We start from the raw sequence: 20,260 nt of genomic DNA on the forward strand, positions 1-20,260 counted from the left end.
GCTAAGCTGCTCACTGGCAGATCGCCGAGAACGGCCCCCTCCCTTTGGCGTAGCCAAGGGGAGGGTTGGGGAGGGGTTAGCTTTTAGGCATTTCAAGCATCGGCAGCTTCGCGGCCTATGCCGCTCCTGCAGATTGATGGTTCGCTGGTAGAGCCACTGCCGAGCATGGCTCGGCACTACCGCGCGGCGCTTAGGGCCGTTCGTCTGAATCCCGCCGCCGCAGCGGCACCACCACTTCATAGTCACGGCCTTCGCGCGGCTGCCACAGCACTGGAACCTGGCCCGGTGCGGGCGGCTCCAGTTCGTTGTCGGCCTGGGCCAGTTGTTCTTCTTCTTCGTCTTCCCAGCTGTAGCGTTTACGTGCAGCGCGTGGGTCGGCGTTGCGGAACAGCAATGCGGCGATCACGCCAGCCGCCGCTCCGCCCATATGCGATTGCCAGGACACGCCCGGCTCGTGCGGGAGGATGGTGATCAACATGCTGCCGTAGAACAGGAAGCCGATCAGGCTGGCGGCAATCGCCGGCCGGTCGCGGCGCAGCAGGCCGAGTACGAAGACCAGGAACATCAGGCCGTGGGTCAGGCCGCTGGCGCCGAGGTGGCGGCTGCCGGCATCGCCCAGCATCCAGGCGCCCAGGCCGGAACCTATCCACAGCAAGGGCAGGGCACGCAGGGTGGCTTTGGGATAAACACTGCCGGCCAGCGTGCCGAGAATGAGCAGGGCGACCGCATTGGCGCCCAGGTGTTCGATTGAACCATGTAACAAGGGCGCGCCAAGCAGGCCGGCCAGACCGCTGGCTTCCAGCGGCGCTACCGCCCACGGCCGCCAATCCCAGCCGCTGCTCTGCAGGGCGAACATCGCCACCAGCAGCAGGACGAAGCCCAGACTGATGTTGAACGCGCGCAGCACCCGGCTGCGGTCGTTGCGGGCAGTGGTGGCCGGCGTGTCGCCGGTGTCGGGGAGGGTTGGCGTGTCCATGATCAAGGGATTGCGGCGCCTTCGGCGAAAGCCAAGGGCGCCGCGCATGGGATCTGGCATGCCACCGGCGGGACAATCCCGCCGGTGGCGCCGTCATCAGGCCTTGTGGCCGCCCTTCGGCGGAATCTTCAGGCTCAGGATCACGGTGGCGACCAGGACCGCGGCAACCACACCCAGCGAAACCGGGACCGGGATCTTGAAGATATCGATCAGCAGCATCTTGGTACCGATGAAGGCCAGGATGACCGCCAGACCGTAGGGCAGCAGGTGGAAACGGTCGGCCATGCCGGCCAGCAGGAAGAACATCGCACGCAGGCCCAACACCGCGAACACGTTCGAGGTCAGCACGATGAACGGGTCGGTGGTGATGGCGAAGATGGCCGGGATCGAGTCCACCGCGAAGATCACGTCGGTGACCGCGATCAGGATCAACACCACGAACATCGGGGTGAACCAGCGCACGCCGTTCTTTTCGGTGACCAGGTTGTTGCCGCTGTACTCGTGGGTGATGCGCAGGTGTTTGCGCATGAACTTCAGTGCCGGGTTGTTGTCCAGGCTGGGTTCTTCGCTGGCGGCGAACCACATCTTCCAGCCGGTGTAGAGCAGGAAGGCGCCGAACACGTAGAGCAGCCAATGGAACTGGGTGACCAGCACCGAGCCTGCGAAGATCATGATCGTACGCAGCACGATCGCGCCCAGGATGCCGATGATCAGCACGCGTTGGCGCTGGGTCTCGGGCACCGCGAAGTAGCCCATGATCAGCAGGAAGACGAAGATGTTGTCGACCGCCAGCGCCTTTTCGATCAGGTAGCCGGTCAGGAACTGCAGGCCCACTTCATTGGCAACGGCCGCGCCTGCGGTCTCGTGCAGGTAGTACCAAAGGCCCGCATTGAAGGCCAAGGCCAGTGCCACCCAGCCCAGCGACCAGTAAATGGCCTCCTTGAAGGTGACTTTATGCGGGCCGCCGTGGCGCATCAGCACCAGGTCGATCAACAGCGCGGCAATGACGACGACGATGAAGCCGCCCCAAAGCCAAGGATTACCAATTGTCTGCATCATGGGAAAAATTCCGGTCGTGAACGGGGATATCTCGGAACCACAAAGGCCAAGAGCTGGACACGGAATCGGGGAGACCGGGGACAGAGCTTCGCCTATGCGGCGAAGGTCTTGCTCACAGTTCCAGTGACTGGAACTGCCGTTGCACCGGAGTCCTGCGACTCGAATTGACGGCGACAACGTCTGGGAGCTACTCCCCTTCTGGAGCGAATAGTGCCGTGCGGGCCTATTACAGTCAATGAATACGCTGCAGGCAGGGGGCGCTGCGCGGCTACAATAGCGCCATGAATACCCCACTCCCCGTCGTACGCCTGAAGAACGCGTGGCGCTCCAGCCACCCGTGGATTTTCCAGAAACTGGTCGAGAAGCCGACCGTCAAGCCCAAGTCCGGCACCATCGTCGATGTGGTCGGCGTGGACGGCGAGTGGATTGGCCGCGGCTTCTACAACGGCCACTCGCGCATCGCCGTGCGCATCCTGGAAACCAATCCGGACGTGGCGGTGGACCAGGCCTGGTTCGCGCAGAAGCTGGCGCAGGCCGTGTCGCTGCGCCGTGACGTGCTCAAGCTGGACGCAACCTCCAATGCCTGGCGCGTTGTCCACAGCGAAGGCGACGGTCTGTCCGGCCTGGTGGTGGACCGCTACGACGACCTGCTGGTGGTCGAGTTCTTCGCTGCCGGCATGTTCCGCCACCGCGAATGGATCTACGAGGCACTGCGCGACCTGTTCCCGGGCTGCCGTTTCCACAGCTTCGCCGACGAACACGTGCAGAAGCAGGAAAGCTTCGATTTCCACGGCAACACCACCACCGAACCGGCCGTGATCACCGAGTACGGCATCAAGTTCCGTGCCGACCCGGCCGGCGCGCACAAGACCGGCTTCTTCGCCGACCAGCGTGAGAACCGTGAGTGGCTGAGCCAGCAGGTGGAAGGCAAGACCGTGCTCGACCTGTGCTGCAACACCGGTGGCTTTGCGGTGTACGCCGCAGCGCGCGGTGCGGCCGACGTGCTGGGTGTGGACATCGACCAGGACGTGATCCAGCTGGCCAAGGGCAATGCGCGCCTGAACAACGCCAAGCCGCGCTTCGTGCAGGCCGACATCTTCCCGTGGCTGCGTGATGCGGCCAATCGCGGCGACCAGTACGACGTGGTGATCCTCGACCCGGCCAAGATGACCCGCGACCGCGACCAGGTCATCACCGCGCTGAAGAAGTACCTGGACATGAACAAGCTGGCCTTGGGCGTGGTCAAGCCCGGCGGTCTGTTCGCCACCTTCTCCTGCACCGGCCTGGTGGCCGAGGACCAGTTCCTCGACATGCTGCGTCGTGCCGCCTATTTCTCGGGCCGCACCATCCAGATCCTGAAGGTTGCCGGCGCCGGCCCGGACCACCCGTTCATGGCGCACGTGCAGGAATCGCGCTACCTCAAGGCGGTGTTCTGCCGCGTGCTGGACTGAGCCGATTGATCATCCCCCATGCAGCGGGCCACACAGAGCAGGGCCGCTGCATGGGAATCGATCCAAGGCGGCTGATCGCTGCGGCATGCGCTGATCAGCAGGGCCGCATCACGCCGCAGATGCTTTCTGCAGGGGCACGTCGGGCACCGACAACGCTTCCATTCGCTCAGCCAAGCCCGGCGTAGCCGAAAGCAGATACGAAATCCTGGCTATCCGTGCGCCGATATCGCGCCACAACATCACCAGGACAACGCTGGCAACGGCCAACAACAGGATGAGTACCCACAGCGCCTTGGCTGCCACTTGCAGTAGCGTACCCATCGCTGCACGCCAGCGGCTGGGGGAGGTTACCTGCGTCTGCGGATCGTATTTGGCGACAAGTCGTTGCAGCGGAATGATCCAGGTGGGCGAAACAGCTGCGGCCAATCCGGGATCGGTTCGCGTGCGCTCCAGCAACGGTTTCACCTGATCAACGGCGATCTTCCCGTACTCGCTGTGGGGCCGGTTCAGTACCGCCAACTGCACGTCCACATAGGCGCGCACCGCCAGCGGGAGTTGCTCCAGTTGCGTGTCTGGCTTGCTTATCTCGTTGTAGTTCACCCATTTGTCCCTGCCTGAAAGCGAGGGCTGCTTTGGGTCCCATGTTCCGATGCTGGAGATAGCAAGAAGGACAAGCAACATGAGCATCGTCCATGCCGAGGACAGCGCGATCATGTCGATCGGTCGCAGGCGCTTGCGGAAGCTCCGCTTGCGAAAAACAAGCAACAGGGCGGACACGATGATGAACGCGAAGCTGCCGGCTACCATCGACTCGCCTGCACCTGCGATGCTTTCGGTGGCTGCGATCCTCGGTAAGTGCAGCAGGTCAGGCCAGTGGTCACCGCTCCAGGCCGGAGCTGCCATGTGGAAGGACACGGCCAGGTTGATCAGCAATGGGATCGAGCAAACTACGCCGATGAGCGCGACGAACACGCGGTTGCGTCGTTTCTGCAGCTCCAGCAATGGCCAAGACGGCGCCACCGAACTCACCTTGCCGGTCCTGCTGCATGTACCAATTGCTGCTGCGCTTGCCGCATCTGCAGAATCTGCTGCTCAGCCGAGAGTCGGTCGCGCCTGCCTTGTGTCTGCAGCTGCTGAACCTCGCTGACCGTCTGGATCAACTTCTGCTGCACGAACTGCAGGGTCTCCACGTCCACCGCCAAGCGGTTGTTGGCCTTGGCGGTTTCCACCGAGTTGCTATGCAGCAGCTCGGCATTGCGGCGTAGCATCTCGTTGGCTGCATCATCGATGTTGCGCACGAGTTCGGTGGCATTGCGTTGTTCGTTGAGGCTCAGCGCGATCACGACGTTGCGCTTCCATGCTGGTAGCACCACCTCGCGAACGGTATGGAATTTTTCGATCAACTGGCGGTTGTTGTGCTGGATCAAGCGGATCTGCGGCAGGTTCTGCAGTGCTGATTGCTGTACGGCCAGCAGGTCGCCAGCACGCTTGTCGAGCACGTTGGCCAGATTGCGCAGGTCGCTGATTTTCTGCCCGGCGAACAGGTCTGTGCTGTCCTGCAGCGCACGCTGATCGGCTTCGGTCTGCAGCTGAGCAGCGCGGATTTTGGCGGCGACCACATGCTGCCCAAGTGCGCGAACCTCTTGTTCAACGCTCTGAAAGGTCTTTTCCAGCAGGCTGTTGCGTTGTTCCAGCGCTTGCTGGGTGGTGTTCACTTCGGTCATCAGCCGGTCGATCTGGCTGCGGGTGGATTCAAATTGGCTGGAGAGCGCACCAACGCGATCGCGCATCCGGTCGATCAAGCCTCCGATCAACGGCACCTTTGAACGCTGCTCAGCCATCATCGTGGTGTTGAGCCGGCTGGCCAGCTGAACCACTTCGCTGAGCATGCGGCCACCATCGTCCAGGTCCTTGTTACGAACCATATCCAACAGACCATCACCGAGATCGCTGCTGCTCGCCTCGCGGCCGAAACGCAGAACACTGGCGGGGTCTTCGCCATTGATACCGTTTGCAAGCTCGGTGATCTTCGGAAGATCGGTGTCGACCAGACCGTAGGCGGCCAGTTCCAGGCCCGCAGTGGCGGGCGTGGCGATGGAGGGGGCCACACTGGGAAGCGTCGTCTGGCTCATGCTTGTGTCGAAGGCGTTGGGAAAAGAGGGGTTGGTTCGGTAAGGATCTGCTGCAGCGACTGCAGCAGATCCTGGTGGGCCCGCCGTGCGGCGCCGATCAGTGCCGGATCGGTGTCGCGGGACGAGAACAGCGCCCGCCGGCTTTGCTGCCACATTGGGAGCAATACCTGTATGACTTCGCCGCAGCGGTCGAGCAGGCTGAGTGCATTGCCTCGTGCCAGCTGCAATTGCAGCTGGCCCATCTCCAGGCTCGCCAGCAATACCGCCAGGTTGGTCAGCCGTCGTAGCAAGCGATTGCGCGGCGAGCTGTCGGGTTCGGGGAGGGCGGTTTCAGCAGGAAGTTCAGCAGCGAAGGCCTTGCCGGCGGCGATGTAGGCCTGCAGTTCGAAGATCTGCTGTGTTTGTTGGTCACGCAGCGTGTCCAGTTGCAGCACGCCGGCGCGCACCAACCCGGACTGCGTTTCGATCTGCATGGCGATATCGGCAATAGTGCCAAAGCGTATTTCGCTGTTTACCCGGGCCTCGATATCCAGACCGGTTGCTTTCCGCCACCAGGACGCACGAGCGCTCAGCGCATCGATCGAGTCCTCCTGCAGGCGCTGCATCATCAGGCCGAGCAGCTGCGCCAGTTCCGTCGCCCCACCGTCATTGCGGGATGGCTCGGTGATCTGGTGGGTCATTGTGGATGGCCCGTAGCGGCCGATGTCCACTTCCTGGGCGAACAACGCTGGAAGCACGTCCCGTTGCAGCCGGGCGACCAGTGCAACCTGCAGGTTCTCGTTTGCAGGCAATTTATCGACTGCTTCCAGTGCAGGAAGCGGCGGTGGTACCGCTGACATTGACTAGATATCCCTTCCGGTGGCTTGGGCTACCGCATACCCATTGGTTGGCGAGTGTACGACAGGCATCGCAGCGGTACAGGGAAATAAGTGGATGGCAGCCGTTGGATTGAAACCTGGGTGGCACCAGCGCATGGTCGCTTGCAGAGGTGTCTGTCCACGTTCGGTTGTGGGTGAGCGCGCCATCCGAAGCGACTGCCGCCGACACGCCCCCCTGTCGTCAGTCACTGGCCCTGAGCAGGTGACCGGCGTTAATGTCGGATTTTTCCAGATCCGGTGAGTCTCCATGACGCTGCGTTCCCTGTCCCTGCTGGTATCCCTGTCGTTGTGCGTTCCACTGGCAGCCTCGGCGGTGGAGTTCAACCAGGCTGAGCTGAGCAAGGCCAGCGCCTTGCAGCACAAGCTGCTGACCCTGGATTCGCATCTGGACACGCCGGCCAACTTCGGCCGCGCCGATTTCAACATCATGCAGCGCCACGACCACAATGCCTTGTCGCAGGTCGATTACCCGCGCATGGTCGAAGGTGCGTTGGATGGTGGCTTCTTCGCCATCTACACCGATCAGGGCGACCGCAGCCCGGCCGCGCATATCGCCGAGCGCGACCATGGCCTGCAGCGCATGCAGGAAATCCACGAAATGCTGGCCGCCAACCCGGACAAGTTCCAGCTGGCACTGACTGCCGACGATGCCGCAAGGATCAAGGCCGCCGGCAAGCGCGTGGTCTATATCAGCATGGAGAACGGCAGCCCGCTGGTCGCTGATCCGACCTTGCTGAGCTATTACTACAAGGCCGGCCTGCGACTGATGTCGACGGTGCACTTCGCCAACAACGAATTTGCCGACTCGGCCACCGATCCCAAGGGGGCCGAGTGGAAAGGCTTGAGCCCGGCCGGCAAGGCACTGGTCAACGAGGCAGTGAAGCTGGGCATCGTGATCGACCAGTCGCATGCCTCCGATGCGGTGTTCGACAACCTGATCGAGATGATGCCGGTGCCCTTCATCCTCTCGCACAGCTCGGCCAAGGCGGTGTTCAACCACCCGCGCAACCTGGACGACGCGCGCCTGCGCCAGCTGGCCGCCAAGGGCGGCGTGATCCAGGCCAATGCCTATGGCGGTTATCTGGTCGACGAAACCAAGAGCGCCGAGCGCAAGCAGGCCGAGGAAGAGCTGGAGAAACGTCTTGGCGGTTGGGAGAACATGACCATGGCCAAGGGCGTGGAACTGCGCAAGGCGATGGCCGAGCTCGACCAGAAGTACCCGCGGCGCAAGGCCACGCTGGATGATTTCTTCCAGCACTTCGGCCACATGCTCGACGTGGTCGGCCCCGATCACGTCGGCATCGGCATGGATTGGGATGGCGGCGGTGGCGTGACCGGCATGGAAGATGCGGCCGACCTGCCCAAGATCACCGCCTGGATGCAGCGCCGTGGTTTGAGCGATGCACAGATCGGCAACATCTGGAGCGGCAATGTGCTGCGGGTGATGCGCCAGGCGCAGGATTACGCGGCGGCGCAGAACAAGCCCTGATCGCGCGCTGTTGGATGCGTGGAATGACGAAGCGGGCTCAGGCCCGCTTTGTTTTTGTCCACACGTTGTTGGGGGTAAGTGGGTTGTCCACAGGTTGGGTTGAGCCTTGAGGCTTTAGAGCTTTGAAGCAAAGGCACCCCTCCCCAACCCTCCCCTGCGCTATGCGCAAGGGAGGGGGCGGCTCTGCTCCCTCCCTTTGCCGCAGGCAAGGGGAGGGTTGGGGAGGGGTGCTCTTCAAGCAGAACCAACAAACCCCAAAAACAAAAAGCGGGCCGAAGCCCGCCTTTCGCTTTATCCACAACAGCCTGTGGATTACTTGCTACGCCCCAGCACCGCATTGCGGCGGCTGTACAGCGCATAGACCAGCAAACCAAACACGTTCCACGCCAGGAACCACAGCTGGGTGCGCATCGGCAGGCTGATGAACAGGTAGATGCAACCACCGATTGCCAGCGGCCCTACCACCCATGCCAGTGGCGTGCGGAAGGTACGCGGACGGTTGGGTTCGCGCTTGCGCAGCACCAGCAGGCACAAGCCGACCGCAGTGAACGCGGCCAGCGTGCCGGCATTGGCCAGCGCGGCGATTTCATCCAGGCGCGCCACACCGGCCAGCGCAGCCACCAGCACGGCGGTGAACAGGGTGATGGTTACCGGCGTGCCGGTGCGCTGGTTGACCTTGGACAGGCCACGCGGCAGCAGGCCATCACGCGACATCACGAAGAAGATGCGGCTCTGGCCGTAGAAGAACGCCAGCAGCACGGTCGGCAGGGCGATGATGGCGACGATGCCGATCACCAGCGCAGCGGTGCCATGGCCGAGTTCGCGCATGATCAGCGCCAGCGGCTCGGCGCTCTTGCCAAACACCGTGTAGCTCATCGCGCCGACCGCAGCCAGGGCAACCAGCAGGTAGATGATGGTGCAGCCAACCATCGAACCGATGATGCCGATCGACAGGTCGCGCTTGGGGTTCTTGGTTTCCTCGGCCGCGGTGGAGATCGCATCGAAGCCATAGAAGGCGAAGAAGATGATCGCCGCTGCCGCCATCACCCCGCGCTCAACGCCATCCGGACCCAGCGATTTGGGGAAGCCGTACGGCATGAACGGCTGCAGGTTGGCGCTGTCGAAGGCCGGCAGGGCCACCGCCACGAACACCGCCAGCGCGATCAGCTTGAACACCACCAGCACTGCATTGAGGGTGGCGCTTTCCTTGGTGCCGACCATCAGCATGCCGGCGACCAGGAAGGTGATGACGATGGCGGGCACGTTGAGGAAGCCACCTTCCACGTGCGGGCCGGCGGCCAGGGCTTGCGGCAAGGCTACGTTCCAGCCGAACGAAGTGTGCAGCCATTCGAGGAAGCCGACGAAGTAGCCGGACCAGCCGACCGCCACCGTGCTGACCACCAGCGAGTACTCCAGGATCAAACTCCAGCCCACCACCCAGGCAATGGTCTCGCCCAGTGCGCTGTAGCTGTAGGTATAGGCGCTGCCAGCGGCTGGCATCATCGTCGACAGCTCGGCATAGGCCAGCGCCGCACAGGCGCAGATCGCACCAGCGATGATGAAGGACAGCAGCACCGCAGGGCCGGCCTTGTCCGCACCCACGCCAATCAGCGTGTAGATGCCGGTGCCGACGATGGCGCCGATGCCGAGCGCGACCAGATGGGGCCAGCTCAGCGTTGGAATAAGCCGACGGCCTTCTTCGTGTTCGGTGAGTTGGTCGATGGGCTTGCGCCGGAGCCAGGATTGCATGCGGACCTCACGGTTCGTGGTGGTTCGGGGAAGCGGCCGAGTTTGGCGTAACGCAGTGCAGCAAAGCTAGAAAAACCCGCTATTTGGCGCGCTTTTACCGCGTACAGATGTCAACGTGCCGAATTCGGCATAAAAAGCACAGGAGCAGGCCGGGTTGTGGACCCGGCAACCGAGCTTACGCCGCCAAAGCGTCTTGCGGCGTTGATCAACGCCGCGCCTGCAGCACCCTCAATCGGCAATGCCCAGGCGCAGCCCGAACACCACCAGGCAGACGCCAACTCCGCGTCGCAGCCACACGCCAACACGCGGATAGCCGGCCAGGCGGCGGGCGATGAACTGGCCGCCGAAGATCAGCACCGAGCACCAGCCGATGCTGAGGATGGCGATCAGCACCGCCATCGTCGCCAGGGTCAGCGCACCGCGCTGGCGCACCGGGTCGATGAACAGTGGGAAGAAGGCCATGTAGAACAGGATAGCCTTCGGATTGAGCAGGCCGACCAGCAAAGCCTGGCGGAACCAGCGCCGCCCGTGTTGAACCGGCGCAGTCTCGCCAGCGACCGCAGCCGCCGGCTCACGCAGCAGGTTGATGCCGACCCAGATCAGGTAGGCCGCACCCACGTAACGCAGCGCGGCGAACAACACCGGATGTGCCTGCAGCAACGCAGCCACGCCGGTGGCGGCAATGGCGATCAGGATCTGGTCACCCAGCATCAGCCCGGCCAGGGTGGCGTAGCCGGCACGCACGCCGCCGCGCGCTGTGGCGGTAAGCAGGGTGAAGGTGCCCGGTCCGGGCAACATCAGGAACAGGATCACGGCCACCACGAAGGTGCCCAGATCGTTGATACCCATCCACGGCATGGCGGCTCTCCGTGGGGGTCAGGGCGCGCGCTGCGCGGCGATGCGTTGTTTCACCGCATCGATCAACCCTTGCAGGTCATCAAAGCGCGGCACGCCGTAGCGGTCACCGCTGATATCCAGGTTGCCCTTGCGCCAATAACCCGCCGGCGCGGCCACCAGCAGCTTGCCCGAGCGCGCATACAGGCCGAACTCGAGCAGGGTGATCGGGCTCTGCGTGCCGGGCGCGAAGTACATCAGCACGATGTCGGCCTGTTCCAGCGCGGCCAGTTCCCATTCCACCTGGCGGCGGAACTCGGGCTCGTCGGCCTCGGCGCGCCAGGCCGGATTCCAGTCGGCGCGACGGGGATTGAGCATCAGCACGCCCTGGTCGGCCAGCGCGGCCTGTACCTGCTGTTGCCAATCGCCGGCCTTGCCCATCTCGATGCTGCCCGCCAGGAACACCTTGGGGCGCGCGTCATTGGCGGGCAGGGCGTTGGGCGAGGTGATGGTCTGCGAGTCGCTGGCCAAGGCTGCCATCGGCAGCAGGCACAACAGACTCGACAACAGCAGCAGCGACAGCGGCTTCATGGCAGGGACACGGCGGGTGGTGGGGGTGTACATGATCGCAGATAGGCGCCAATGGCAGTTTTCGCCAGTGGTCGGCTGGTTGCAGGATCAGCTTCTGAGACGGGCAGGGCTACACTTCTGCCCATGCAAACTGAAACCCTGATCCTTGGCGGCCTGCTGGTCGTCGTCCTGGTGCTGCAGCTACTGCTGTTGCTGCGCCGTAATGACAACAGCGCGCTGGAAACCACCTTGCGTGAAGAACAGCGTAGCGGCCGCGGCGAGCTGCGCGAGCAGCTGGAAACCATGGCGCGGCAGCAGGACATCCGCATCGATGGCTTCGGCCGCAACCTTACCGACCTGTCCACCCGCACCGACCAGCGCCTGGACCTGCTGCGCGACAGCCTCAACGACGACGCCCGCAAGGGCCGCGAGGAAACCGCCAACGCCCAGCAGCTGCTTGCGCAGTTGCTGGGTACACGGCTGCAGGATGTGCGCGGCCAACTCGACGTGTTCGGCCAGCAGCAGGAAGCGCGGATGGAAGCCTTCGCCCGCCAGCTGGCCGGCCTGCAGCAGAGTCTGGTCGAGGAAACCCGCAAGGGCCGCGAGGAAGGCGCGCAGGTACAGCTGCGCTTCGGCGAAACCCTCAACCAGAAGCTGGGCGAACTGACCCAGCGCAACGAGCAGCGCATCACCGAGATGCGCCAGACCCTGGAAGCGCGCTTGAAGGACCTGCAGGGGGACAACGCCGCCAAGCTCGAACTGATGCGCCAGACCGTCGACGAGAAGCTGCAGAGCACGCTCAATACGCGTCTGGATTCCTCGTTCAAGCTGGTCTCCGAGCGGCTGGAACAGGTGCAGCGCGGTTTGGGCGAAATGCAGCAGTTGGCGACCGGCGTTGGCGATCTCAAGCGCGTGCTGAGCAACGTCAAGAACCGCGGCGGCTGGGGCGAAGTGCAGCTGGACAACATCCTCGAGCAGACCCTGACTGCCGAGCAGTACGCCCGCGGGGTGAAACTGCGCGCCGACAGCGGTGAGATGGTCGACTTCGCCGTGCGTCTGCCCGGTCGTGGCGATGCCGAGTCGCCGGTATGGCTGCCGATCGATTCCAAGTTCCCGCGCGAAGATTACGAACGCCTGCTCGATGCCCAGGAAGCAGGCGATGTGGAAGCGGTGCGCAACAGCGGCAACCAGCTGGAGCGGGCGATCCGCATCCAGGCCAAGTCGATCAGTGAGAAGTACATCGTGCCGCCGCACAGCACCGACTTCGCGGTGATGTTCCTGCCGACCGAAGGCCTGTATGCCGAGGTGATCCGCCGCGCCGGTCTGGTGGATGCCTTGCAGCGCGAACACCGCGTGGTGATTGCTGGCCCGACCACGGTCACCGCCTTGTTGAACAGCCTGCAGATGGGCTTCCGCACCCTGGCCATCGAGCAGCGCTCGTCGGAAGTGTGGAGCCTGCTGGGCGCGGTCAAGAGCGAGTTCGGCAAGTTCGCCGGCATCCTCGAGAAGGCCGAGAAGCAGATCAACACGGTTGGCAAGAGCCTGGGCGACGCCAGCCGCAAGACGCGTACGATCGAGCGCAAGCTGCGTGGCGTGGAGTCCCTGTCCAGCGACGCCTCGCAGGCGATGCTGGGTACAGACGACGAAGCTGACGAAGCCGAAGACGAAAGCCCCACAGCGTAGTGCGGTGCCAAGCTTCAGCCCCCTCCCTTTGCCGAAGGCAAGGGGAGGGTTGGGGAGGGGTTGGCTCTTCGCCCGTGTAGTGGGGGGGGGCGCGGGGGGGGGGGCGGGGCGCCGCGGTGGGCCGCCCCCGCCGGGGGGGGGGGGCCCCCCCCCCCCCCCCCCCCGCCGCCCGCGCCCCCCCCACTACCAACAGCCAGCCAGCCGAGCATGGTTCGGCACTACAGTGTTGCAGTAGGACTGTCGTGCCAGCGCCACCCGCGCCGTTTATGCTTGCGATCTCCCAACCCCACCGCAGGTAACCACATGACCGCTTCCGTATACGACATCGCGCTGACCACCATCGACGGCGCTCCGGCTTCGCTGTCCGACTACCGCGGCAAGGTACTGTTGCTGGTCAACACCGCCTCCAAGTGCGGCCTCACCCCGCAGTATGAAGGCCTGGAAAAGCTCTACCGCGAAAAGCAGGACGCCGGCCTGGAAGTGCTGGGTTTCCCGGCCAACAACTTCAACGGCCAGGAGCCGGGCAACGAAGAAGAGATCAAGCAGTTCTGTGCGCTGACCTATGACGTCAGCTTCCCGATGTTCTCCAAGATCAGCGTCGCCGGTGCCGACATCCACCCGCTGTATCAGCAGCTGACCGCCGCCCAGCCGGCAGCCATCGGCGAGGGCCCGCTGCGCGAGAAGCTGGCGGGCTTCGGCATTGAGACCAACCCGGCCCCGGCCGTGCTGTGGAACTTCGAGAAGTTCCTGATCGGCAAGGACGGCGCCGTCGTCGCCCGCTTCGCACCGGACACCACCGCCGATGACGCTGCCCTGCGCAAGGCGATCGACGCAGCGCTGGCTGCGTAAACACCCGGTTGTTGTAGGGGCGGCGTAAGCCGCGAAGCTGACATTGCCGGCGCGCCGGATCAATCTGCAACCGGCTGATCCATCAGCTTCGCGGCCTACGCCGCTCCGACAAAAAGCTAAACAAAAAGCCCGGGTTTCCCCGGGCTTTTTGCTTTCCAGCCGCAAGCAGAATCAGTCGCCCCAGTTCGGCATCGGCATCGCGTCGACCGGAATCGGGCTCTGGTCATCATCGTCGCGCTTGCCGCTGTGGCGCAGATCCTTTTCGATCTGGTAGTTGCGACGCTGCAGCCAGGCATCGCGGGTCAAGGCGTATTCGTCCACCGCGGTGTCACGCAGTGAATCGACCGCCATCAGCTGTGCGCGCATATCGACCAGCTGCAGGCCCTGCAGACCGATGCGGACCTTGTCCATCTCGATCTGGCGCATCGGCGACAGCGGAATGTCACCGGCCAGGCCGAACACATCACGCACGGTACGCGGGCCGAAGAACGGCAGCTCCACGTAACGCGAACGACGCCAGCCCCAGGCACCCAGGGTCTGACCGAAGTCTTCGCTGCGCTTGGGTACCATCGCCTTGCTGGCTGGATCGAACAGGCCGCCAATACCGAAGGTGGAGTTCATCAGGAAGCGGCCCAGCGTGTCCCAGGCATCGTCGGCGTGGCCCTGCAGCAGCTGGTTGACCATGGTCAGCGGCGAACGCAGGTTGCTGAAGAAGTTGCTGACGCCAGTGCGTGCGAACTGCGGCACGACATTGGTATACGCCGTCGCCAAGGGGCGCGCGACGCCACGGTCGACGGCATTGTTGAAGCGATGCACGCCGCGGTTGTACTTCTCCCACGGATCGTAGGTCATGGCGGTGGTGCTGCTGCCGTCTGCGCTCTCGCTGCCGGGTGCAGGGCCACCGTAGAGTGCGGCGAAATCGTCTTCGGCGCCGGTTGGCACAGCGCCATCGCTGGCGGCTGCGCCGCTCTGTGCAACGTCGGCCGTGGTCGTGCCGGCGCTGTCCTGCGCAGCGGCGATCGGAGCCGCATCGGTGTTGTCGACTACCTGCTCGGTGGCTTGCGGCGTAACCAGGGTGGTTGCCGGCGCTGCATCGCGCGCAGGCTTGCCGGCGCAGGCGGCCAGCAGCGCAACGGTGAGCAGAAGGAGGAGGGTGCGGAGAAGTTTCATGTCAGCTTCCTGCCGAGGAGGCGTTGAAATCGAGGGACGGTGACAGCCGGTAGGCCGCGCACAATTCGTCCAGACCAGCCGGGCTGCCGCTGACGTTGCCGCCACCTTGCGCCCGCAGACGTGCAGCCAGTTCACCCAGCAGCGCCAAGCCGGCGCTGTCGATGCCCTCAACTGCGGCCAGATCGAGCTGGCGCACAGGCGACAGCGCCCGCGTCAGCTGCGGCCACAGTGCAACCACCGCTTCGCGGTTGATCACGCCTGCCAGCAGCAGGGTGTCGCCCTCGGTGCGGAAGGTGGCGTTACTTGCCACGGGGAGCGGCCGGACCCGCATTGGCCTGCATGCTGCCGCTGCGCAGTTCGGTGGCGACCTGCTTGATCGACTTCTGCCGCAGCGGCGCGTCGAACTGGTTCTTGAAGGTCTGCACGTAGGAGATGCCTTCGATCATCACGTCGAAGATCTTCCACTGGCCATCCACGTTGCGCATCAGGTATTCGACCGGGGTCGGCTCACTGCCAGCGCGTACCAGCTCGGTGGAGACCTTGACGCCGCGGTTGCCCGGCAGCGGCTGCTCGCTCTTGTAGCGGAAGCTGGGCCGGCCCTGGATATCGAGCAGGGCTGAACCATAACGCGACATCAGGTTGTCGGCCATGGCATCGGCGAACAGTTTGACGTCGGCATCGGCGGCGCCGCGGCCATGCACGCCCAGCACCAGGCGGGCAGCGTAGTCGCGGTCGAAGGCGCGGCTCAGCTCACCATCGATGTAGCTGCGCAACGTCGCCGGGTTGGCGCGGAACTCCGCGCGGCGGGTCTGCAGCGAATTGATGATGCGGGTGCTGGAATCCAGCACGGTGCGGGCGGCGGCCGAAGGCTGCGCGGCGGTTGCGGCCGGGCGCGCCTGTGCCAGCGTGACCGACGGAGCGGCGGCCAACAGGGCAGAGGCGAGCACGACGGTAAGCAGTTTCACTTTCATGGTTGCGGTTCCGTAGCGGGCGCGTCTGCGCCGGGGGTTTCGTTTGCAGCCGCGCCGGCATTGCCGCCACCGCTGAACATGTATTTGCCAACCAGTTGCAGCAGGTCTACCGCCGGCTGGGTGAAGACGATCTCATCACCGGACTTCAATACGTCCGGATCGCCACCGGGCTGCAGGCCGATATAGCTTTCGCCCAGCAGACCGCTGGTGAAAATTCCGGCGGACGTGTCGGCGGGCAGGTCCTTGAACTTGCTGTCCAGCGACAGGGTGACGATGGAATCGTATTTAATCGGGTCGAGCTGAATGTCAGCTACTTGGCCGATGGTCACACCGCCGACCTTCACTGGTGCCTGCTTGCGCAGCTGCCCGATCTGGCTGAAGCGTGCCTTCAGCTCATAGCCACCGCCGCCAGTGCCGAAGCGCTGGTTGGTGGAAGCGACGGCCAATACCAGCAGCGAGGCCAGGGCCAGCAGCAGGAAGGCGCCAACGGAAAATTCGAGTCTGGGTCCACGGATGGCCATGTTCTGTCTCACTCCTGATCCATCTGGTGCTTCGCAAAGCGAAGCGGGTTGTTCGATTCTTTAGTTTGATCCCCGCACACGGATGTGCGGGCTCTTGCGAGGGACTCGCATCATTGGAAAAGCAGTGCGGACAGCACGAAGTTGAACATCAGCACCAGCAACGAGGCGTTCACCACCGCACGGGTGGTGGCCACCGAGGTGCCTTCGATGGTCGGCTCGGCGTGGAAGCCGACGTAAGCCGCCACCAGCGCCGCGGTACCGCCGAAGATCGCCGACTTGAGCAGGGCCACGGCGAAGTCATCCCAGAAATCGACGCTGCCGCGCAGCCCCGACCAGAACGTGCCGTTGTCCTGTCCCAATACGTGCACCGCTTCGAAGTAACCACCGGCAATGGCCAGCGAGCAGAAGATGCCGGTCAGCAGCGGCACGGTCAGCACCGCTGCCCAGAAGCGCGGCGCAACCGCCTTGGCGATCGGGTCGATGGCCATCAGCTCCAGCGCCTTGATCTGGTCGGTGGCCCGCATCAGGCCGAGCTCGGCGGCGATCGAGCTACCGGCGCGGCCGATGAACAGCAGCGCGGTCAGCACCGGTGCCAGCTCGCGGTACAGCGACAGGCCGAGCAGGGTGGACAGCGCATCGGAGGCACCGAAGGTGGTCAGCGTGCGGTAGCCCTGCAGGGTCAGCACCAGGCCGACGAAGGCGCCGCCGACGGCGATGATTGGTAGCGAACGCGCGCCGATCTTGTAGATCTCGCGGGTCAGCTCGGCCAGGAAGTCGCGCGTCGGCAACGAGCCACGCAACACCGTCAACGAGAACAGCCCGGCACGGCCCAGCGAACGGATGGAGGAGGTGAAGGGCATCAGCTAGCGTCCCTTGAACTACCGAAGGTGCTGGACGACAAGGCCTTCTCCCGCAAGCGGGAGAAGGTGCCCGAAGGGCGGATGAGGGGAGCTTTTGCTCCACGTGCTTTAAAAGCGCCCTCTCCCCAGCCCTCTCCCGCTGTGCGGGAGAGGGAGCAGGAATCACGCATTTCGCGCAGCGTCGTCATCACGCGTTCTCCAACCCGTAGTTGCGCGTTGGCGCATCGAACGGGATCGGGCCGTCCGGCTGTCCATGCAGGAACTGCCGCACCAGCGGGTCGGTGCTGGCCTGCAGTTCGTCCGGCGTGCCGGAGAACACGATGCCGCCATTGGCGATCACCACGGCCTGATCGCTGATCGGCAGGGTTTCATGCACATGGTGGCTGACGATGATGCTGGTCAGGCCGAGGCTGTCGTTCAAGCGCTGGATCAGGCTCATGATCACGCCCGAGGCGATCGGGTCCAGCCCGGTCAGCGGCTCGTCGTAGATCATCAACGGCGGGTCCAGGGCCAGCGCACGCGCCAGCGCGACACGCCGCGCCATGCCGCCGGACAGCTCCCGTGGCCAGGCGTCGGCAGCGGCCAGCAGGCCAACCGCATGCAGCTTCATCTGCACCAGGCGGCGCAGCACCGGCTCGGGCAGCTTGGTATGCGCACGCAGCGGCAGCGCAACATTGTCGGCCACGCTCAGGTCGGTGAGCAGACCGTTGCCCTGCAGCAGCACGCCGACGTTCTTGCGCATCTCCAGCAGATCACGGTTGCCGTGCGGAATATCCTGACCAAATAGCTGCACAGTGCCGGACACCGGCCGCAACTCACCAGTCAGTGCCGCCAGCATCGTTGACTTGCCACTGCCCGAAGGGCCGAGCACGGCAGTGATGCTGCCGCGCGGTACCTGCAGTGAAACATCGCGCAGGATGGTGCGTCCGCCGCGATCGATTCGCACGTTCGACAACTGCACCAAGGGAGTCCGGGCTGAGGGCATGACGGCCTTTAACGGAAAACCAACGTTCTAGGATTGCCAGCAGCGCCTGAACATAAGCGTACTGGACCGTGCAGTATTGTCGCACCCCGCGCGGCCCCGGGGATGCACGGAAGCTCAGTATTGGTGGCAACACACTGTCTCCCCTGTGGCCGAATCGGCGTCCGGGGTTCTGTGCACAGCCTGTGACGGGCACGGATGCCCACACGGCAGCGGTGTATCCCTCGGCTGCCTTGCAAACAACGACGGCCAGCAGGGCTGGACGCCTACGTCGTTTCCAGACGTATCCGATTCTTGGGCAGGAAGGGGCAGGCTAAGGTCGCGGCCGACTGCATTCAATGCACCGGCCACGGAGGGGCCGAGGACGATGGCAAGGACGCTGATCGTCGTGGGCGACGCCCTGCAAGCCGGTGGTTCGGTACTGACCGGCTCACCACAGACCGATATCGAAGGCCGCGCAGTGGCGCGCATCGGCGACCGCGTCATCTGTGCCCGGCATGGGCCAGGCTCCATCCTCACCGGCGATGCAACGCTGGTCATCGATGGCCAGCCGGTCGCCCGGCATGGCGACAAAGCCAGTTGTGGCTGCGCGTTGTTGGCGGGCAAACAGCAGTTGGCGCATGTGAGTGCGGGTGGTGCGCCGGTTGCTGCGACAGCGATGAAGGCAAGCAGCTCGATTCCAGTTGAACCTGCGCTGCAACCAGTAGCTTCTTCGTTGGCGGCCCCTGGAGCGCTACCTCCTGAGCAATGTTGGCTAGGTGACCATAGTCGCCATGTGCGGGAGGACCCGAACGGCCGCTACTTTGTGGCACAAGAGCCTGATGGTACGCGCGCTGTCTTTGACATGGCTTCCAGCTTTCGCATTGATGTTCCGCTTAAGACCGGTGGCGATATCTTGGTCACAGCAAAGATCAAAGTGGTCAAGCGCGGGCGAGTATCAGACAACGACGTCGAAACGGCCAAGGAACGCTTTCTGCGTGGTGTTGACCTGAGGATCAACAATAAATTCAATTTGCAGATTATTGACGACCCATGTGGCACCCGGGCATTTCCAATCCGCTACATGGTGGAATTTGTAGCAGCGGGTGAGGACTACACGTTACTGCTACACGACATTTATCCTCGCGAGAAGGTGTCTGGCAGCACGATCTACACTTCAGTCAACACCGACGAATGGACTTATGTGCATGAGTTCATGCACTGCCTGGGTTTGCCGGATGAGTACATGGACGGAGAAGATCCAGAATTGACTATAAAGCATCGCTTTCCCAGTGGGTTTCTAAGCTCCGATGCCGTAGTTACAAAGAAAATGAGAGAGAAGTCCGATCCTGATGCGACCTTGATGTCCGACGAATTCAATACCGTGCTGAAGCCGCGTCATGCTTGGAACATAGGGCTTGAAGTCCGGGAATTTTTGAGCAGAAGAATCGGCCGGGAGGTGGCGTGCAACGTGTTCTGTTGATCCTGATTCTATCGTTACCCTTATTCGCTTATGGCGGGGAGACTGATCCCATGATTGAGCTACGTGCTCGTTGCCTTGGTGGTAATCCCTGTCGCTTCGTCGACGAGATGATCCGCGTGGAATTGGAGCTGATCAATGCGGGCAATGAGCCTGTGTCGCTGCCGGTCGAGTACTACCGGAAACGTGGGCCAAGGGTGATCCTTGTGGACAATCACTCGGGCAAGGAAAGCCGCGTGGGTATGGGACCACCTAACTCTGACTTGGCCAATCAATTGCAGGTCTTGTCCCCCGGTGAAACGGTTCGAATCCAGTGGCTGGTAACGCCGGATGCGATAACCCGATTCGCTTTGAATCCGCTAGATCTGACAGTTCGATTCTCTTTCGATCTGACGCCACGGCTCTCCGTTCCGGATGCAGTATTTGCAAGAGCGGAGCTGCACGTTGTGGACGGAAGGTAATGAACTCCAAATCTTCATCCTGTCCACATGAGTCCAGTAAACGAAGCCATTAGCATCCAGGTGCTCATGGAGGGTTATTGAACGGAGGTACTGGCACCTGTTCAGCGCCTCGATCCCCCAACCGCCACCCAGATTACTCGTCGAAACCATCCCACTGCGGCAAGAT

Annotated in this window: 20 protein-coding genes; 6 read left to right on the forward strand and 14 right to left on the reverse strand. The window is 63.4% G+C overall.

From position 1 onward, the window contains the following. Positions 1–190: 190 nt before the first annotated feature. Both ACVOLV_RS00765 and ACVOLV_RS00770 read right to left on the reverse strand, forming a co-directional pair. A complete protein-coding gene (locus ACVOLV_RS00765; protein ID WP_481552717.1) occupies positions 191–976 on the reverse strand; it encodes a rhomboid family intramembrane serine protease in 786 nt (261 codons plus the stop codon). Between the two features lie 96 nt (positions 977–1,072). After that, positions 1,073–2,032, reverse strand: coding sequence for a TerC family protein (locus ACVOLV_RS00770; RefSeq protein ID WP_481544860.1), 960 nt, complete (start codon positions 2,030–2,032; stop codon positions 1,073–1,075). Positions 2,033–2,316: 284 nt separating this feature from the next. On the opposite strand from ACVOLV_RS00770, the gene ACVOLV_RS00775 reads away from it, so the two are divergent. Further along, a complete protein-coding gene (locus ACVOLV_RS00775) occupies positions 2,317–3,486 on the forward strand; it encodes a class I SAM-dependent rRNA methyltransferase (RefSeq protein WP_481552718.1) in 1,170 nt (389 codons plus the stop codon). A gap of 108 nt (positions 3,487–3,594) precedes the next feature. On the opposite strand, the gene ACVOLV_RS00780 is transcribed toward ACVOLV_RS00775, so the two are convergent. Genes ACVOLV_RS00780 through ACVOLV_RS00790 form a run of 3 tightly spaced genes read right to left on the reverse strand, consistent with a single transcriptional unit; the run spans position 3,595 to position 6,457 of the window. Further along, a complete protein-coding gene (locus ACVOLV_RS00780) occupies positions 3,595–4,488 on the reverse strand; it encodes a hypothetical protein (protein WP_481552719.1) in 894 nt (297 codons plus the stop codon). A gap of 23 nt (positions 4,489–4,511) precedes the next feature. Further along, positions 4,512–5,618 (reverse strand): toxic anion resistance protein, encoded by a 1,107-nt coding sequence (locus ACVOLV_RS00785; protein ID WP_481552720.1) that lies wholly within the window; start codon positions 5,616–5,618, stop codon positions 4,512–4,514. Then, positions 5,615–6,457, reverse strand: a complete 843-nt coding sequence (locus ACVOLV_RS00790; protein ID WP_481552721.1) for a protein klaA — start codon at positions 6,455–6,457, stop codon at positions 5,615–5,617. Before ACVOLV_RS00790 ends, ACVOLV_RS00785 begins: the two co-directional genes overlap by 4 nt. A gap of 286 nt (positions 6,458–6,743) precedes the next feature. Between ACVOLV_RS00790 and ACVOLV_RS00795 the strand changes: the two genes are divergently transcribed. Then, positions 6,744–7,985: a dipeptidase gene (locus tag ACVOLV_RS00795; protein ID WP_481552722.1), complete on the forward strand. Its 1,242-nt coding sequence runs from the start codon at positions 6,744–6,746 to the stop codon at positions 7,983–7,985. Between the two features lie 312 nt (positions 7,986–8,297). Here ACVOLV_RS00795 and ACVOLV_RS00800 read toward each other — a convergent pair whose 3' ends face one another. From ACVOLV_RS00800 to ACVOLV_RS00810, 3 genes are all read right to left on the reverse strand, one after another. Then, positions 8,298–9,734 (reverse strand): amino acid permease, encoded by a 1,437-nt coding sequence (locus ACVOLV_RS00800; protein ID WP_481552723.1) that lies wholly within the window; start codon positions 9,732–9,734, stop codon positions 8,298–8,300. 228 nt (positions 9,735–9,962) lie between these two features. After that, a complete protein-coding gene (gene leuE, locus ACVOLV_RS00805) occupies positions 9,963–10,592 on the reverse strand; it encodes a leucine efflux protein LeuE (protein WP_481552724.1) in 630 nt (209 codons plus the stop codon). Between the two features lie 18 nt (positions 10,593–10,610). Continuing rightward, on the reverse strand, positions 10,611–11,159 hold the full coding sequence (locus ACVOLV_RS00810) for a nucleoside 2-deoxyribosyltransferase domain-containing protein (RefSeq protein ID WP_481552725.1): 549 nt from the start codon (positions 11,157–11,159) through the stop codon (positions 10,611–10,613). A gap of 123 nt (positions 11,160–11,282) precedes the next feature. On the opposite strand from ACVOLV_RS00810, the gene ACVOLV_RS00815 reads away from it, so the two are divergent. Together ACVOLV_RS00815 and ACVOLV_RS00820 are read left to right on the forward strand one after the other, a co-directional pair. Further along, the gene (locus ACVOLV_RS00815; protein ID WP_481552726.1) at positions 11,283–12,821 is read left to right on the forward strand and encodes a DNA recombination protein RmuC; all 1,539 of its coding nucleotides are present in this window, start codon (positions 11,283–11,285) and stop codon (positions 12,819–12,821) included. A 303-nt stretch (positions 12,822–13,124) separates the two neighbouring features. After that, the gene (locus tag ACVOLV_RS00820; protein ID WP_481552727.1) at positions 13,125–13,670 is read left to right on the forward strand and encodes a glutathione peroxidase; all 546 of its coding nucleotides are present in this window, start codon (positions 13,125–13,127) and stop codon (positions 13,668–13,670) included. Positions 13,671–13,841: 171 nt separating this feature from the next. On the opposite strand, the gene ACVOLV_RS00825 is transcribed toward ACVOLV_RS00820, so the two are convergent. The 6 genes from ACVOLV_RS00825 to ACVOLV_RS00850 all read right to left on the reverse strand — a co-directional run bounded on the left by ACVOLV_RS00825 (position 13,842) and on the right by ACVOLV_RS00850 (position 18,177). Continuing rightward, complete coding sequence (locus ACVOLV_RS00825) at positions 13,842–14,840, reverse strand: MlaA family lipoprotein (protein ID WP_481552728.1); 999 nt, start codon at positions 14,838–14,840, stop codon at positions 13,842–13,844. A gap of 1 nt (position 14,841) precedes the next feature. Further along, positions 14,842–15,171, reverse strand: a complete 330-nt coding sequence (locus ACVOLV_RS00830; protein ID WP_481552729.1) for an STAS domain-containing protein — start codon at positions 15,169–15,171, stop codon at positions 14,842–14,844. Beyond that, positions 15,140–15,811, reverse strand: coding sequence for an MlaC/ttg2D family ABC transporter substrate-binding protein (locus ACVOLV_RS00835; protein ID WP_481552730.1), 672 nt, complete (start codon positions 15,809–15,811; stop codon positions 15,140–15,142). The genes ACVOLV_RS00830 and ACVOLV_RS00835 overlap by 32 nt, the downstream gene beginning before the upstream one ends. Then, the gene (gene mlaD, locus ACVOLV_RS00840; protein WP_296247276.1) at positions 15,808–16,332 is read right to left on the reverse strand and encodes an outer membrane lipid asymmetry maintenance protein MlaD; all 525 of its coding nucleotides are present in this window, start codon (positions 16,330–16,332) and stop codon (positions 15,808–15,810) included. Before mlaD ends, ACVOLV_RS00835 begins: the two co-directional genes overlap by 4 nt. A gap of 110 nt (positions 16,333–16,442) precedes the next feature. Continuing rightward, complete coding sequence (locus ACVOLV_RS00845) at positions 16,443–17,192, reverse strand: MlaE family lipid ABC transporter permease subunit (RefSeq protein WP_282267696.1); 750 nt, start codon at positions 17,190–17,192, stop codon at positions 16,443–16,445. A 187-nt stretch (positions 17,193–17,379) separates the two neighbouring features. After that, complete coding sequence (locus ACVOLV_RS00850) at positions 17,380–18,177, reverse strand: ABC transporter ATP-binding protein (protein WP_282267693.1); 798 nt, start codon at positions 18,175–18,177, stop codon at positions 17,380–17,382. Positions 18,178–18,541: 364 nt separating this feature from the next. Between ACVOLV_RS00850 and ACVOLV_RS00855 the strand changes: the two genes are divergently transcribed. Further along, a complete protein-coding gene (locus ACVOLV_RS00855; protein WP_481552731.1) occupies positions 18,542–19,636 on the forward strand; it encodes a PAAR domain-containing protein in 1,095 nt (364 codons plus the stop codon). Between the two features lie 50 nt (positions 19,637–19,686). Beyond that, positions 19,687–20,094 (forward strand): hypothetical protein, encoded by a 408-nt coding sequence (locus ACVOLV_RS00860; RefSeq protein ID WP_481552732.1) that lies wholly within the window; start codon positions 19,687–19,689, stop codon positions 20,092–20,094. Positions 20,095–20,260 lie beyond the last annotated feature (166 nt).

It is taken from the genome of Stenotrophomonas sp. STEN023 (genome assembly GCF_056760135.1).

Bases quoted from the DNA above. Each gene is read 5' to 3' on its own strand.
- ACVOLV_RS00795 (WP_481552722.1), top strand. From the start codon at position 6,744: ATGACGCTGCGTTCCCTGTCCCTGCTGGTATCCCTGTCGTTGTGCGTT.
- leuE (WP_481552724.1), bottom strand. From the start codon at position 10,592: ATGCCGTGGATGGGTATCAACGATCTGGGCACCTTCGTGGTGGCCGTG.
- ACVOLV_RS00850 (WP_282267693.1), bottom strand. From the start codon at position 18,177: ATGCCCTCAGCCCGGACTCCCTTGGTGCAGTTGTCGAACGTGCGAATC.
- ACVOLV_RS00790 (WP_481552721.1), bottom strand. From the start codon at position 6,457: ATGTCAGCGGTACCACCGCCGCTTCCTGCACTGGAAGCAGTCGATAAA.
- ACVOLV_RS00860 (WP_481552732.1), top strand. From the start codon at position 19,687: ATGATTGAGCTACGTGCTCGTTGCCTTGGTGGTAATCCCTGTCGCTTC.
- ACVOLV_RS00810 (WP_481552725.1), bottom strand. From the start codon at position 11,159: ATGAAGCCGCTGTCGCTGCTGCTGTTGTCGAGTCTGTTGTGCCTGCTG.
- ACVOLV_RS00855 (WP_481552731.1), top strand. From the start codon at position 18,542: ATGGCAAGGACGCTGATCGTCGTGGGCGACGCCCTGCAAGCCGGTGGT.
- ACVOLV_RS00845 (WP_282267696.1), bottom strand. From the start codon at position 17,192: ATGCCCTTCACCTCCTCCATCCGTTCGCTGGGCCGTGCCGGGCTGTTC.
- ACVOLV_RS00830 (WP_481552729.1), bottom strand. From the start codon at position 15,171: ATGCGGGTCCGGCCGCTCCCCGTGGCAAGTAACGCCACCTTCCGCACC.
- ACVOLV_RS00815 (WP_481552726.1), top strand. From the start codon at position 11,283: ATGCAAACTGAAACCCTGATCCTTGGCGGCCTGCTGGTCGTCGTCCTG.
- ACVOLV_RS00770 (WP_481544860.1), bottom strand. From the start codon at position 2,032: ATGCAGACAATTGGTAATCCTTGGCTTTGGGGCGGCTTCATCGTCGTC.
- ACVOLV_RS00820 (WP_481552727.1), top strand. From the start codon at position 13,125: ATGACCGCTTCCGTATACGACATCGCGCTGACCACCATCGACGGCGCT.
- mlaD (WP_296247276.1), bottom strand. From the start codon at position 16,332: ATGGCCATCCGTGGACCCAGACTCGAATTTTCCGTTGGCGCCTTCCTG.
- ACVOLV_RS00785 (WP_481552720.1), bottom strand. From the start codon at position 5,618: ATGAGCCAGACGACGCTTCCCAGTGTGGCCCCCTCCATCGCCACGCCC.
- ACVOLV_RS00765 (WP_481552717.1), bottom strand. From the start codon at position 976: ATGGACACGCCAACCCTCCCCGACACCGGCGACACGCCGGCCACCACT.
- ACVOLV_RS00800 (WP_481552723.1), bottom strand. From the start codon at position 9,734: ATGCAATCCTGGCTCCGGCGCAAGCCCATCGACCAACTCACCGAACAC.
- ACVOLV_RS00775 (WP_481552718.1), top strand. From the start codon at position 2,317: ATGAATACCCCACTCCCCGTCGTACGCCTGAAGAACGCGTGGCGCTCC.
- ACVOLV_RS00825 (WP_481552728.1), bottom strand. From the start codon at position 14,840: ATGAAACTTCTCCGCACCCTCCTCCTTCTGCTCACCGTTGCGCTGCTG.
- ACVOLV_RS00835 (WP_481552730.1), bottom strand. From the start codon at position 15,811: ATGAAAGTGAAACTGCTTACCGTCGTGCTCGCCTCTGCCCTGTTGGCC.